13 protein-coding genes are annotated in these 14517 nt (G+C 60.0%); 5 read left to right on the top strand and 8 right to left on the bottom strand.

What is annotated here, in order from left to right; translation table 11 throughout:
- Positions 1 to 130: 130 nt before the first annotated feature.
- Positions 131 to 1006, bottom strand: coding sequence for an AraC family transcriptional regulator (locus M0746_RS20925; RefSeq protein ID WP_258450465.1), 876 nt, complete (start codon positions 1004 to 1006; stop codon positions 131 to 133).
- Positions 1007 to 1145: 139 nt separating this feature from the next.
- Here M0746_RS20925 and M0746_RS20920 point away from each other — a divergent pair, with 139 nt between their 5' ends.
- A complete protein-coding gene (locus M0746_RS20920; RefSeq protein WP_258450464.1) occupies positions 1146 to 2048 on the top strand; it encodes a DMT family transporter in 903 nt (300 codons plus the stop codon).
- Positions 2049 to 2066: 18 nt separating this feature from the next.
- Here M0746_RS20920 and M0746_RS20915 read toward each other — a convergent pair whose 3' ends face one another.
- The 5 genes from M0746_RS20915 to M0746_RS20895 form a co-directional block, all read right to left on the bottom strand.
- Positions 2067 to 2576, bottom strand: coding sequence for a DUF2165 family protein (locus M0746_RS20915; protein ID WP_258450463.1), 510 nt, complete (start codon positions 2574 to 2576; stop codon positions 2067 to 2069).
- Positions 2577 to 2722: 146 nt separating this feature from the next.
- Entirely contained in the window at positions 2723 to 3697 is a 975-nt protein-coding gene (locus M0746_RS20910) for a 2-hydroxyacid dehydrogenase (protein ID WP_258450462.1), read from the bottom strand.
- Positions 3698 to 4335: 638 nt separating this feature from the next.
- Complete coding sequence (locus M0746_RS20905) at positions 4336 to 5478, bottom strand: IS481 family transposase (protein WP_446731279.1); 1143 nt, start codon at positions 5476 to 5478, stop codon at positions 4336 to 4338.
- 259 nt (positions 5479 to 5737) lie between these two features.
- Entirely contained in the window at positions 5738 to 6217 is a 480-nt protein-coding gene (locus M0746_RS20900) for a hypothetical protein (protein WP_258450461.1), read from the bottom strand.
- A 183-nt stretch (positions 6218 to 6400) separates the two neighbouring features.
- Positions 6401 to 7369: a LysR family transcriptional regulator gene (locus tag M0746_RS20895; protein ID WP_258450460.1), complete on the bottom strand. Its 969-nt coding sequence runs from the start codon at positions 7367 to 7369 to the stop codon at positions 6401 to 6403.
- A gap of 261 nt (positions 7370 to 7630) precedes the next feature.
- Between M0746_RS20895 and M0746_RS20890 the strand changes: the two genes are divergently transcribed.
- The 4 genes from M0746_RS20890 (at position 7631) to M0746_RS20875 (ending at position 12532) form a co-directional block, all read left to right on the top strand.
- Complete coding sequence (locus M0746_RS20890) at positions 7631 to 9130, top strand: efflux transporter outer membrane subunit (protein WP_258450459.1); 1500 nt, start codon at positions 7631 to 7633, stop codon at positions 9128 to 9130.
- A gap of 142 nt (positions 9131 to 9272) precedes the next feature.
- Complete coding sequence (locus M0746_RS20885) at positions 9273 to 11465, top strand: FUSC family protein (RefSeq protein ID WP_258450458.1); 2193 nt, start codon at positions 9273 to 9275, stop codon at positions 11463 to 11465.
- A complete protein-coding gene (locus M0746_RS20880; protein WP_015096751.1) occupies positions 11455 to 11655 on the top strand; it encodes a DUF1656 domain-containing protein in 201 nt (66 codons plus the stop codon). Before M0746_RS20885 ends, M0746_RS20880 begins: the two co-directional genes overlap by 11 nt.
- 10 nt (positions 11656 to 11665) lie before the next feature.
- Positions 11666 to 12532 (top strand): efflux RND transporter periplasmic adaptor subunit, encoded by an 867-nt coding sequence (locus tag M0746_RS20875; protein WP_258450457.1) that lies wholly within the window; start codon positions 11666 to 11668, stop codon positions 12530 to 12532.
- 132 nt (positions 12533 to 12664) lie between these two features.
- Here the strand turns inward: M0746_RS20875 and M0746_RS20870 are convergent, their stop codons facing one another.
- The gene (locus M0746_RS20870; RefSeq protein ID WP_258450456.1) at positions 12665 to 13063 is read right to left on the bottom strand and encodes a DUF4440 domain-containing protein; all 399 of its coding nucleotides are present in this window, start codon (positions 13061 to 13063) and stop codon (positions 12665 to 12667) included.
- The gene (locus M0746_RS20865) at positions 13060 to 14430 is read right to left on the bottom strand and encodes an MFS transporter (RefSeq protein ID WP_258450455.1); all 1371 of its coding nucleotides are present in this window, start codon (positions 14428 to 14430) and stop codon (positions 13060 to 13062) included. The genes M0746_RS20870 and M0746_RS20865 overlap by 4 nt, the downstream gene beginning before the upstream one ends.
- Positions 14431 to 14517 lie beyond the last annotated feature (87 nt).

Below are 14517 nucleotides of genomic sequence, written 5' to 3'. Positions count from 1 at the left end.
AAGGAACTTCGGCCTGAGATTTATGTGCTGAATCCATAATCGACTGGTTCTGTCAGGTCGGCGGAGAACCTGAGACACCTCGGTCGGCCCCCTCTCCCTCCGGGAGAGGGCTGGGGTGAGGGGAACGGGTTCAACGCAAAAACGCCTGCCGATACTCCCCTGGCGTCCCGCCCAACACCTGCTTGAACCGATTAGTAAAATGACTCGCACTGGCAAACCCGCACGCCAGCGCAATCTCACCCAGCGGCAGCATGGTCCCGCGCAACATCTGCCGCGCCCGATCCAGGCGCCGCGCCAGCACATATTGATGCGGTGGCAACCCGAAACTCGCACGGAACATCCGCGCGAAATGGTATTCCGACAGCGCACACAATCCGGCCAGTTGTCCGAGGCTGATCGGCTCGGCCATTTGGCTGTCGATGTACGCCACCAGTTGCCGGCGTTGATGCGCCGCCAGTCCACCCTTCAAACGCAAGCCCTGACGCGCACCGACCTGGCTGAGCAAGGTGTGGCTGATCAATTCATGGGCGATGCTGCTGGTCAGCAAGCGCTCGGCGGGTTCGTCCCAGTTCAGCGCCAGCAATTGGCGAAAACGCTGTGCCTGTTGCGGGTCTTCGAGGAAGGTGTGCTCGCGCAACTGCATCTCGCGTGGCTCGCGGTCGAGCAAGGTCACGCAGCCGAGGGCGAATTGTTCGGCGCTGAAATACAGGTGCGCCAGGCGGATGTCGCCGTTGACCACCCAGCCCGACTCATGCTCGGCCGGCAGGATGCACAGCTTGTCCGGTGCACCCTTTTGCTGCGGTTGGCCGCGCCGAAACGTCCCGGTGCCGCCGGCGATGTAGCAGGACACAGTGTGGTGGCCCGGCGCTGAATATTCGCGGGCGTCGTGGTGATTGGTCCACACCGCGGCGGACAAGCCGTCGCCGAGCTCGGCGCTGTGCACCAGGCGGGCGTTTGGCGAGCTGTTGAGCTCTTGAAAGACTTGCAGGGTATCGATGGCGGCCATGGGCGATTTTCTCCGACGCCTTGCATGCTACTCCGTAGGCGCCGGGCTGCCAGCCAGTCAACCGAGAAAAGCGCAAGAATCTGCAAGCGTGCACAGCGGCGCCAGACCGACACTGATGCTCTGTCGAGGAGAGTGCATCATGAACTTGTCGTTGTATTTGTTGACCGTAGTGATCTGGGGCACCACCTGGATTGCCCTGAAATGGCAGTTGGGCGTGGTGGCGATACCGGTGTCGATCGTCTACCGCTTCGGCCTCGCCGCGCTGGTGTTGTTTGCGCTATTGCTGCTCAGCCGCCGTCTGCAGCCGATGAATCGTCGCGGGCATCTGATTTGTGTGGCGCAAGGGTTGTGTCTGTTTTGCGTGAATTTCATGTGTTTTCTCACCGCCAGCCAATGGATTCCCAGCGGACTGGTCGCGGTGGTGTTTTCCACGGCGACACTGTGGAATGCGCTCAACGCGCGGGTGTTCTTCGGCCAGCGCATCGCACGCAACGTGCTGATGGGCGGCGGGCTCGGTTTGTTCGGCCTGGGCCTGCTGTTCTGGCCGGAACTGGCCGGGCATCAAGCCAGCCCGCAAACCCTGCTAGGGCTAGGTCTGGCGCTGTGTGGGACCCTGTGTTTTTCGGCGGGCAACATGCTCTCGAGTCTGCAACAGAAGGCCGGCCTCAGACCGCTGACCACCAATGCCTGGGGCATGGCGTATGGCGCGGCGATGCTGACGCTCTGGTGCCTGGTCAAAGGCATCCCGTTCGACATGGATTGGAGCTCGCGGTACGTCGGCGCGCTGTTGTATCTGGTGATTCCGGGTTCGGTGATTGGCTTCACCGCCTACCTGACACTGGTCGGGCGCATGGGCCCCGAGCGGGCGGCGTACTGCACGGTGCTGTTTCCGGTGGTGGCGTTGAACGTCTCGGCGTTTGCCGAAGGTTATCAATGGACAGCACCGGCGTTGATCGGTCTGGTGTTGGTGATGCTGGGCAACGTGCTGGTGTTTCGTAAACCGAAAATAGCGATAGCCCCCGTGCCCGGAAAATTGGCTTGAGTGATTGAGCACCGAACTTCAGTGCTCAACTTTCAAGCTGATGTAAATCATTACCGGAAAGATGAAGTCGACAATATGTCGGGCCCAGTCTTTGGCATTCCAGGATTGCGAAGTGTCCATGTCGAACCATTCGACGCCGACGGTTTGCAGGCAAACGTAGTAAATGAAAATAGCCGCCAGAATACCCATGATTGAAAACTTTTTCGCTTCATGGAAAATCTCGGCGGAGGAGTTGATATGCCGATACAGCTGATAGGTGCCGATCAGGCAGAGCACGGTATAGGTAACTTCCAGGGTAATGATGAACCAGTAGATCCGGTGGTGGACCATCGGTGACTCAATCGCCCGATACTTGATACTCTCGCTGGCGGTGGTGGTATCCATACTCAGGATATGCGCAACGTAAGTGTAGTTTGATTCGTAGTCGGTGAAGTTGTGAATCATTACCAATAGTCCAAAGAAGCTGATGTAGGCCATCAGGATTACTTTGCTGTAACGGATCAGTTTTTCGGTGGTCAGGGTGTTCACGGTATTGGCTCTCCATGGCAAATGTCTTTAGATAGACGGATACGGAGAGCTTATAGTGCGGTTGTGGAAGTTTGGTCGTTGTTCGATTGCAAGTTGTGTATATATAACTAACGGGCAAGTGCAATGTGCACTTGCCCGTTGTTTTTTCAGCCACGCCAGACTTGCGGGTTGACCAGATCCTGCGGACGTTCGCCGAGCAGGGCGCTGCGCAGGTTGGCCAGTGCGCGATTGGCCATGGCTTCACGGGTTTCGGTGGTGGCCGAGCCGATGTGCGGCAGGGTCACGGCGTTACTCAGCTGGAACAGCGGCGACTCGGCCAGCGGTTCCTTTTCGTAGACGTCCAGCCCGGCGCCACGGATGCGCTGGTTTTGCAGGGCTTCGATCAGTGCCGGTTCATCGACAACCGGGCCGCGCGAGATGTTGACCAGGATGGCGCTCGGTTTCATCAGCGCCAGTTCGCGGTGGCTGATGAGGTGGCGGGTCTTGTCGCTGAGCGGCACCACCAGGCAGACGAAATCGGCTTCGGCGAGCAGTTGCTCAAGGCTGCGAAATTGTGCGCCGAGTTCCTTTTCCAGTTCGGTCTTGCGACTGTTGCCGCTGTAGATGATCGGCATGTTGAAGCCGAAACGGCCGCGGCGAGCGACGGCGGCGCCGATGTTGCCCATGCCGACAATGCCGAGGGTTTTGCCATGGACGTCGCAACCGAACAGGGGCGCGCCGACGCTGGCTTGCCATTGCCCGGCCTTGGTCCAGGCGTCCAGTTCGGCGACGCGGCGGGCGCTGCTCATGATCAGGGCGAAGGCGAGATCGGCGGTGCTTTCGGTGAGCACGTCGGGGGTGTTGGTGAGCATGATCCCGCGCTGGTTGAAGTAGTCGAGGTCGTAGTTGTCGTAGCCGACGGAGACGCTGGAGACCACTTCGAGTTTGGTCGCGCTTTCGAGTTGTGCCTGGCCGAGTTTGCGGCCAACGCCGATGAGGCCGTGGGCGTGGGGCAGGGCTTCGTTGAATTGGGCGTTGATGTCACCGCTCTTTGGGTTGGGGACGATGACGTCGAACTCCTGTTGCAGGCGTTCGATCATGGGCGGCGTGATGCGGCTGAAGGCCAGGACTGTTTTTTTCATTGCTCGGGGCTCGTCGTGCGGCTTGATTGAAAGCACGCTAACATTTTCTGGGCTGGGTTGTCTTGGCGGCCTCTGGGCCGACCAGGCTCCGGGGTTTTTGGGTGAATATCCGTTTTTTGGGTGATGCTGATGGCGGTTTCGCCCTTACGGCGAGTCACCTTTTCCAGACGCCGAAAAGGTAACCGAAAAGGCTTGCTCCTGCGTTCGGCCCTCGCAGGCTCGGGTCCCTTCGCTCCGGGATCGATCCGGGCGCAGCGGCTACGGTTTGCTTCGCTGCACCTCCTTGCGCTGTGTCTGGCTGCGCCAGACGGTCGCTGCGCTCCCACGCCCGGATCGATCCCTCCACTCAGCCTTCCGATGTCGCCGGTTAGGCAAGATCAAGAGCACTCGAGCTTCGCTCATTGTAATGAGTGGTTAGGAGCGGGTGGTTGGCTTTAGGTTTGTGGTGTGGCTGCCCCTCACCCCAGCCCTCTCCCTCTGGAGAGGGAGCCGATTTTGGTTGGCTTCGAAGTTTGCGTACGACTCGGTATTTCAGGTCGGCGTACTTTTCGCATTCGCTGCGGTCGGTCCCCTCTCCCTCCGGGAGTGTATGTACCGGAGACATGGTGGACACATGTTCGGAGACATGGTGGACGGTTTTAGATCTTCTTACCTGCCGTCACGATCTGCAAGTTCAAGTCGATTCGGGCGATACGATGTCTACTCCAGTAGACATCGTGGATGCCGTCCTCCGTCGTCTCCCTGATCGCTATGCACCTGCCATAAAAAGCCTTTCCGATCTTGTATTCCCGATTCCTCCAGAAGATTTCGCCTCCCACCTGTACCTTCCTGACCACATCTGCGTCGTTGTACTCCGGTTCCGCCGGTCGCTCCTGATATTCCCGTGGGCTGCCACTGTAACGAGCCGCCGGCACCGCCATGCCCAGCGCCTGATGAGGGCGTTTCTGGTTGTAGATGTCGCGCCAGGTATCAAACGCCCGTTGTGCGTCGTCGAGATCGGTGAAAAACCGGCCTTGCAGGACTTCATTTTTCAGGCTGCGGTGGAAGCGCTCCAGTTTTCCCTGAGTCTGCGGATGATAAGGCCGGGAGTGACCGACCTTAATGCCTTGGCTCATCAGCCAGACTTCCAGCGCAGTATAAACGCCAGTCTGATCGCCCCATGGCGAGCCGTTGTCCATCGTCATGCGCAACGGCAGACCGTAGCGTCGAAACGTCCGGATTAGATGGTCTTGTACAGTTTGGCGCTGCTCATTGGCACATGCGGCAATGCACAGCGAAAAGCGTGAGTGGTCGTCCAGTATTGTGAATGGATGGCAGCGTCCGTGACTCAGACTGAAATGTCCCTTGAAGTCGATCTGCCATAGATCGTTAGGCGCTTCGTGCTCAAAGCGGATAAATGGTTTGATCTCGGTAGCCTTTGGATCAACACGCGAATGACGCTGCAAAACCGCATGCACAGTGCTGACAGAGGGCATCACAGCGCCTTCATCTTCCAGCACGCGCTTGAGCTTGCGGGCACCCCAGGCGTCGTATTGCTGACTCATGGTCAGAATCTGCTGCTCAACCTCATCAGCACAACGTTTCGGTGATGTTTTCGGTCGACGGGACTGATCGTGCAACCCCTCTACACCTGATATTTCAAACCTGTTGAGCCATTTGTAGGCAGTACTTGGGCTGATATTGAATCGACGGCAAAGCTGCCGAACATTCGCTCCTTCTTGCCGAGCCAAATGCACAAACTCTGTACGAAGTTGCATGGTGGATGCCTCTTGCCAGGACACAGGTCATCTCCTTGATGATGAGCAATGTGCCTATTAAAAAGTGTCCACCATGTCTCCGAACACCTGTCCACCATGTGTCCGGTACATACAGGGAGAGGGTTAGGGTGAGGGGCTTTTCAGTTTTGGGCAGGGAGTGGCTGGCTTGGTCGGACTTTACAACCCTTCACCCCTCGATAATCTCGAGGTCTTGAACATCAATACGACCATCATGAATCTGGTGTTCCTTATTGTTGTTGTCGAAGTCCTGGCCAACGCAGATTCAGAGCGAAATACTGTCCCGCCCTTCAATGTAGAATTTGCCATCATTGACTTCCAGTTCCTTACCTTCAGCGCCAGCAGATTTGAACTGTAAGCTCCCCTTGTACACCTCTAGATCATGATCAAAACTCAAGGTGATGGAACCGGTATCAGCACTGTAAGTTTCAAAGCGGATATGGGTCTCCACTTGCCATATCTTCCAAAAAGTCGCACAGACTTTTTTATCTTCGAAGTTATAGGTGCCGCTCGAGACGTCGTGTGGGAACACTATTTCAATGCCACGCTCGATTTGGTTTCCATTTGCATCGGTAGTGAGCTGCACCGTGTTTAAAGACAAGTGCAGTTTATTGTCGGTGGTGTAGTGGTCGTGGGCGAAGCCTAAGCTTTCCGAGGTGAAGCCCAGATCACCCGATATGCGGGCGGTCAAACTCCCGATGCAGGGAGAGGTTTTGATAATGGGAAACTGATGCCTGGTGAACATGATGAACTCCTTGGCGTTGATCGTTCCGTGAACCAGACAAAGTCTGGCGACGTTTTCAAGCTAGGAGTGACGGGCAGCCCCGTCAACTGTCAGAGTTGACAGTTGACAATAAAGAGAATCGAACGTCAGAAGGACTGCCAACGCCAATCGCACCCGTTCAGCAACGTCGGCAGAACGCTACATTCAGTTGGCGACGCGCACGCCGGCCAGACTCCCGCTCAATTCATACGCCGCCAGTTCCGCCTGATGCGCCGCCAGTATTTCCGGCAACGAGCCGCGCAGGTATTCGACCCACGTCTTGATCTTTGCATCCAGATACTGCCGCGACGGGTAGATCGCATACAGGTTGAGCTCTTGGGAACGGTAGTTCGGCATCACTCGCACCAAAGTGCCGTTGCGCAGGCCTTCGATGGCGGCGTACACCGGCAATACGCCCACGCCCATGCCGCTGGTGATCGCGGTTTTCATGGCGTCGGCGGAGTTCACCAGGAACGGCGAGCTGTTGATGGTGACCATTTCCTGGCCGTCCGGGCCGTCGAAGGCCCATTTTTCCAGGGGGATCACCGGGCTGACCAGGCGCAGGCAGGCGTGGTTGAGCAGGTCGCTGGGTTTTTGCGCGGCGCCGTTGGCTTTCACGTAGGCCGGTGAGGCGCAGACGATGCTGTAGGTGATGCCCAGGCGTTGTGAGACGAAACCCGAGTCCGGCAGTTCGCTGGCGAGCACGATGGACACGTCGTAGCCTTCGTCGAGCAGATCCGGCACGCGGTTGGCCATGGTCAGGTCGAAAGTCACGTCCGGGTGGGTCTTGCGATAGCGGGCGATGGCGTCGATGACGAAGTGCTGGCCGATGCCAGTCATGGTGTGCACTTTCAACTGTCCGGCGGGGCGGGCGTGGGCGTCGCTGGCTTCGGCCTCGGCTTCCTCGACGTAGGCGAGGATCTGCTCGCAGCGCAGCAGGTAGCGCTTGCCGGCCTCGGTGAGGGCGATGCGCCGCGTGGTGCGGTTGAGCAGGCGGGTTTGCAGGTGGGCTTCGAGGTTGGAAACCGCGCGCGAGACGTTGGCGGTGGTGGTGTCGAGTTGCACGGCGGCGGCGGTGAAGCTGCCGGCTTCGGCGACGCAACTGAAGGCGCGCATGTTTTGCAAGGTGTCCATGGGGTGCTCTCAAGGGAGATGGCAAATTGTGACACGAAGTTTCAGGGGCTGAGACCCCAGACTTAAGGATTATCGCGTTAACCGTAACAAAGATTCACAGAAAACCCAGCTTATCGCCGCAAAGGCGCCCCCCTAGAATTGCGCCGTTGTGGGAGTCGAGGCGCACAGGCCGGTTGTTCAGCCCGACCCAAGTTGCTGCTTTGACGAGCAGGCTCGCGTCCACAACGTCCCGGTTTATCCCCTTTTCAGGAATTCGCAGCTGTGCCGCGTCGCATCAACAGAGCGCTTTTGCCGCTCAGTGTTCTGGCTTTCACCCTGGGTCTTGGCGGCTGCATCTCAACGCAAGGAATCGCCCCGCACAGCGAGGCATTGGCGGCCAATTCACTGGCCACCGACGAGGCCATTGCCCACGCCGCCCGTGACGCCCATTGGCCCAGCGCGCAATGGTGGCAAGCCTACGGCGACCCGCAACTCAACCACTGGATCGACCTCGCGGTGCAAGGCAGCCCGACGATAGTCATGGCCGCCGCGCGGGTGCGCCAGGCCAAGGCGTTGGCCGGCGTCGCCGAGGCGGCGGAGTCGTTGCAGGTCAATGGCCAGTCGACGCTCAAACGGCACAACTGGCCGACCGATCAGTTCTATGGCCCCGGCGAGCTGGCCAACACCACGACCTGGGACAACAACGCCGCGTTAGGTTTCAGCTATGCGCTCGATCTCTGGGGGCGTGAGAGCAATGCCAGTGAGCGCGCGGTGGATCTGGCGCACATGAGCGTCGCCGAGGCGCGGCTGGCGCAGCTTGAACTGCAGAACAACATCGTGCGCGCCTACATCGAACTGTCGCTGCATTACGCCCAGCGTGACATCGTCGCGGCGACGCTGGCGCAGCAACAGCAAATTCTCGATCTGGCGCAGAAACGTCTTGATGGCGGGATCGGCACGCACTTCGAAGTCAGCCAGGCTGAAACGCCGCTGCCGGAAACCCATCGCCAACTTGATGCGCTGGACGAAGAAATCGCCCTGAGCCGCAATCAGATCGCCGCGCTCGCCGGCCAGGGACCGGGCGCGGGTGCGCAGTTGCAGCGCCCAACCCTGGCCCTTGGCGCGGCATTGAAACTGCCTTCGGCGTTGCCCGCCGATCTGCTCGGCCAGCGTCCCGACGTGGTCGCCAGTCGCTGGCAAGTGGCGGCGCAGGCGCGCGGCATCGATGTCGCTCATGCGGGTTTTTACCCCAACGTCGATCTGGTCGGCAGCCTCGGCTATATGGCCACCGGTGGCGGCGCGCTGGAGTTTCTGACGGGCAAGAAACTCAACTACAACGTCGGCCCGGCGATTTCATTGCCGATTTTCGATGGCGGGCGATTGCGTGCCGAGTTGGGCGAGGCGGCGGCCGGTTACGACATCGCCGTGGCGCACTACAACCAGACGCTGATCAACGCGTTGAAGAACATTTCCGACCAGTTGATCCGCCGCGAATCGATGGACAAGCAGCAAGGCTTTGCCGCCGAGTCGGTGGCCACGGCGCAGAAAACGTACGACATCGCGATGATCGCTTACCAGCGCGGCCTCACCGATTACCTCAACGTGCTCAACGCGCAGACCTTGCTGTTCAAACAGCAGCAAGTGCAGCAGCTGGTGCAGGCGGCGCGGTTGAGTGCGCATGCCGAACTGGTGACGGCGTTGGGTGGCGGCCTCGGTGCCGGCAGCGACGTGCCAAGTGCCGAGCAGACCCAGGCGCCGAAAACCCCGGCACTCCTGAAGTGAACCCACATCCCATTGTAGGAGTGAGCCTGCTCGCGAAAGCGGTGTATCAGTCGACGTCAATGTTGAATATGAAAACGCATTCGCGAGCAGGCTCGCTCCCACAGGTTCTGCGACCAGACCAAATCTCATTGAGCACATCTGAATGACGCCCTTGCCCGCACCCATACGCTGGCTCTACACCCTGGAATGGCGCCGCGGTTTCTATGACTGGGCGCGCAGCGACGGCGTGACCTGGGTCTACATTTTCAAAGTGTTGATCGCCGCATTCCTGACCTTGTGGCTGGCGATGCGCCTGGAATTGCCGCAACCGCGTACGGCGATGATTACCGTTTTCATCGTCATGCAGCCGCAGAGCGGTCAAGTGTTCGCCAAGAGTTTCTATCGTTTCCTCGGCACATTGGCCGGGTCGGCGATGATGGTCACGCTGATCGCTTTATTTGCGCAGAACACCGAACTGTTTCTCGGTTGCCTGGCGATCTGGGTGGGCATCTGCTCGGCTGGCGCGGCGCGCTGCCGTAACTTTCGCGCGTACGGTTTTGTGCTGGCCGGTTACACCGCGGCGATGGTCGGTTTACCGGCACTGGCACACCCCGACGGCGCGTTCATGGCGGCGGTGTGGCGTGTGCTGGAGATCTCGTTGGGGATTCTCTGCGCCACCCTGATCAGCGCGGCGATCCTGCCGCAGACCGCCAGCGCCGCCATGCGCAACGCCTTGTATCAGCGCTTCGGCGTGTTCGCGCTGTTCGTCACCGATGGTCTGCGCGGGCGCAGCAAAGCCGAGGCCTTCGAGGCCAGCAACGTGCGCTTCATTGCCGAAGCCGTGGGCCTGGAAGGGTTGCGCAGCGTGACCGTGTTCGAAGACCCGCACATGCGTCGGCGCAATGGTCGGCTGAGCCGTTTGAACAGCGAATTCATGGGCATCACCACGCGTTTCAACGCCCTGCACCAGTTGCTTGAACGCTTGCGCGGCAATGGCGAAGAACACGTTGTCGCGGCGATCAAACCGGGTCTGCAGGACCTTGCCGAAGTGCTCGACGGTTTCAGTGGCCGCGCCCTGACCAGCCCCGATGCCGCACGTCTGGCGACAGCGCTGGCGATCTACAAGGACGGTTTGCCGGCGCGCGTGCGGACCCTGCGCGGGCTGTTTCAGGAGACCGCGCCGAGCGAGGCCGAACAACTGGACTTCCACACCGCGTACGAATTGCTTTATCGCTTCGTCGACGACTTGCACGGCTACGCCCAGACCCACGCGTCCCTCGCCGAGCACCGGCACGAACGCGAGCGCTGGGACGAACCGTTCATGCCACAGACCAACTGGTGGGCGGCTGCCGCTTCCGGGATTCGCGCCTCGTTCATTCTGCTGTTGCTGGGCAGCTATTGGGTCGCCACGGCGTGGCCGAGCGGCGCGACGATGACCCTGATTGCCGCCGCCACCGTGGGCTTGTCCGCCGCCACGCCAAACCCCAAACGCATGGCGTTTCAGATGGCCTGCGGGACGTTTCTCGGTGCGTTGATCGGCTTCGTCGAGATGTTTTTCCTGTTTCCGTTGATCGACGGTTTCCCACTGCTGTGCGTGATGCTCGCTCCGGTGATCGTGCTCGGTTCGTTCCTCACCTCGCGGCCGCAATACGCCGGGGTCGGCCTCGGTTTGTTGATTTTTTTCAGCACCGGATCAGTGCCGGACAACCTGACGATCTACAACCCCTACACCTTCATCAACGACTACATCGCCATGGTCATGGGCATGCTCGTTTGCGCGGCGGCGGGGGCGATTATTCTGCCGCCGAACAGTCGCTGGTTGTGGCAGCGGCTGGAGCAGGATCTGCGCGGTCAAGTGGTCTACGCAATCAGCGGCAAACTCAAGGGGCTGGCATCGAGTTTCGAGAGCCGCACCCGCGATCTGCTGCATCAGGCTTATGGCCTTGCGGCCGGCCAGCCGAAGGTGCAGAAGAACCTGCTGCGCTGGATGTTCGTGGTGCTGGAAGTCGGTCACGCGATCATCGAGTTGCGCAAGGAGCAGGCGATTCTGCCGGTGCATCCGGCCTACGCCGAATCGCAGCCGTGGCGTCAGGCGATCCGCGTGATGGGCCGCGCGCTGGTGCGGCTGTTTCTGCAACCCAACTCGAGCAATCTGGAACGGGCGCTGGTCGCCGTCGACCATGCGATCAGTCGCGTTGCGGCCACCGACGAGCCGTTCGCGCCGCACTTCGATACCTCGGCGTTGCGTCGGGTGAAAAGCTACCTGCACTTCATCCGCACCTCGCTGCTCGATCCGCAATCACCGCTCGCTGAATACGCCATCGTCAGCCCCGAAGGACCTGCCCGTGCCTCGTGAAATAGCCTTCCACGGCGTGTACATGCCGACCATGACCCTGATGTTTTTCATCGCTGCGGCGCTGGCCTGGGCGCTCGACCGCTTCCTTTCGGGGTTCGATCTGTACCGCTTTTTCTGGCACCCGGCGCTGCTGCGTCTGAGCCTGTTTACCTGTCTGTTCGGCGCGATGGCGCTGACTGTCTACCGTTGAGAAGATCTTGATGAAAAAGTTTTTCAGCCTGCTCGCAACCCTGCTGGTGCTGGCCCTGGCGTTGTGGATCGGCCGCACCTTGTGGCAGCACTACATGAACACGCCGTGGACCCGCGACGGCCGCGTCCGCGCCGACATCATCAACGTCGCCGCCGACGTCACCGGCGAAGTGGTCGAGGTGCCGGTGCGTGACAATCAGTTGGTGAAGAAGGGGGATCTGCTGATGCGCATCGACCCCGAGCACTACCGCATCGCGGTGAAACAGGCGCAATCGCTGGTCGCTGCGCGCAAGTCGACGTGGGAGATGCGCAAGGTCAACGCCCATCGCCGCGCCGACCTCGACAATCTGGTGATCTCAAAAGAAAACCGCGACGACGCCAGCAACATCGCCGACGCTGCACTCGCCGATTACCAACACGCGCAAGCGCAACTGGAAGCCGCCGAACTCAACCTCAAACGCACCGAAGTGCGCGCGGCGGTGGATGGTTACGTGACCAACCTCAACGTGCATCGCGGCGACTACGCGCGCATCGGCGAGGCGAAAATGGCCGTGGTCGACATGAATTCGTTCTGGGTTTACGGCTTCTTCGAGGAGACCAAACTGCCGCACGTAAAAGTCGGCGACAAGGCCGAGATGCAGTTGATGAGCGGCGAAGTGCTCAAGGGCCATGTGGAAAGCATTTCACGCGGCATCTACGACCGCGACAACCCGGAAAGCCGCGAGTTGATCGCCGATGTGAACCCGACGTTCAACTGGGTGCGCCTGGCCCAACGGGTACCGGTGCGGATTCACATCGATGAAGTGCCGGAAGGGGTGTTGCTGGCGGCGGGGATTACTTGCACGGTGGTGGTGAGGCAGGATGCTTTGGATAACTGATGAACCGCGTCGTCTGCATCGCGAGCAGGCTCACTCCTACACTGGATCTGCGTTACACCGAAGATCACCTGTAGGAGTGAGCCTGCTCGCGATAAGGGCGACTCGGTGTATCAGACCAACACCGGAAATCAATCACTCACTGCAAAACGTCTCCTGCAAATGCAGCCACAACACCCGCCCGGATTCGAGCTTTTCAAACACCACCGTCGAGCGCCGATCCGTGTGCACTCCGCTGGCATCGCTCTGCTGTTCGCGGTAACTCACGGTCGCGCCACGCTGATGCAAGGCAATCACGCGTAACTCACTGAGCTGGATTCGGAAACCTTTCTTCTGTCCCCCGGCGGCTCGAAACAGCAGGCGCAAGGCGTCGACATCCAGTGCTCGGCCCGACGGCGTCACCATGGAAAAGCGTGGCGAAAAACGCCCCAGCAAACGCTGCAGCGCGGCGTCCTCTTCTTCTACGGCAAACCATCGTTCGATGGCTTCGTGCGCCTGAATCACTTCGTCCAGGTAGGGCGTGGCGTCGTTCATGCAGTTTTTTCCTCAAGGGCAGGTGGGTTCAATAGCGCGAGCACGTGCGTCGAGTCGAAACGCAGGACGGCGACCATGGGCAACAGGGTCAGTAGCGCGGCGGCGATAAAGCACCCGTGGAAACCGTTACCACCCAACGCGCCCAACAGGGAGCTGAGCAGCGCCGCCGCGAGACAGAAACCGAGTTGGCGATTGATGTTCCAAAGGGCACTGGAGTGGCCCATTTTTTCTGGCGCGATGCGGACAAACGCCAAGGTCTGCGCGGTGACACTGCACAGGCTGCCGCCCAGCCCCATCAGCGCGTAGGCGATGATCAACGGCGTGCTCGCCGGTTGTTCGATGTGCATCAGCAGTACGATGCCCAGGCATTGCAGGAGCATGCCGGCGCTGAGCAATGGCTTGGGGCCGATGCGATTGAAACTGCGTTTGCCAAGCATGATCGCCACGCCCGAACCGACGGCCCAGGGCAGCATCAATGCGCCGGTCTGCGCCGCGCCGACGCCGAGGGTGTGCAGGTACAACACGGCAATCATGTGGGTGCCGGTGAACACTCCCGGCACGCACAGGTAGATCAGCATCGCCAGACGCAGCGACGGGTGCTTGATCAGTTGCAGATCGAGGATCGCGCCGGATTTGTACCAGCCATCACGCAGATACATGCACAGAGTCAGAAGGCTCAGCGCCAGAACAAAGACGCCGACGATTCGGCTCTCGGCGTCGCTCAAAAGGCTCACGGCGATCAACAACAGACTCAGCGCCGAGGCCGCCAGCAGCAGGCCGCGGATGTCCAGCGTCGGGCGCTCACTAAGAGGCTGATCGGCTTTCAGCCAGAGCAGACCAAGCCCGAATGCGAGCAGTGTCAGCGGCAGATTCAGGTAAAAAATCCAGCGCCACGACAACGCCTGAACAATCAAACCACCGGCCGCTGGCGACAGTGCCGGTACCAGCAGCGCCACCAGCAACACCACACCGGTGAAGTGCGCGCGTTGCGTGGCCGGGAACTGTCGATACGCCAGGGCTTGCCCCACCGGCAACAGTAGTCCGCCACCGAGGCCTTGCAGCAGTCGCCAGGCAATCAGGCTTTCGATCGAACCGGCCTGTGCCACCAGCGCCGAACCCACGCCGAACAACAGCAGCGACGCGAGGATCAGCCGCCGCTCGCCGACCCGTGTCGCCAGCCACACGCTCAACGGAATGATCAGCGTCAGGCCCAACATGTAGGCGTTGCTGATCCACGCCAGTTGCGTCACCGAGGCGTGCAGTTGTTGAGCGATGTCGGGGTAGGCAATGCTGGCGACGAACATGTTCAGCAGGTCGAGCGCGAAGCCCAACAAATACACCAGCGCGACTTTCGAGCGATAAGCCATGGCAGCTTCCCTGTGATGAGACGTGCAGGGTAAGGCGCTTCTGGCGATAGGAAAACGCTGGTTCGCCTGCTAGTTTGTCAAAATTAT

The organism is Pseudomonas sp. S11P7 (genome assembly GCF_023195435.1).
Lineage (GTDB): Bacteria > Pseudomonadota > Gammaproteobacteria > Pseudomonadales > Pseudomonadaceae > Aquipseudomonas > Aquipseudomonas fluorescens_G.
The sequence above is the reverse complement of the archived record's forward strand: the minus strand, read 5'-3'. Positions and strand labels throughout refer to the sequence as shown.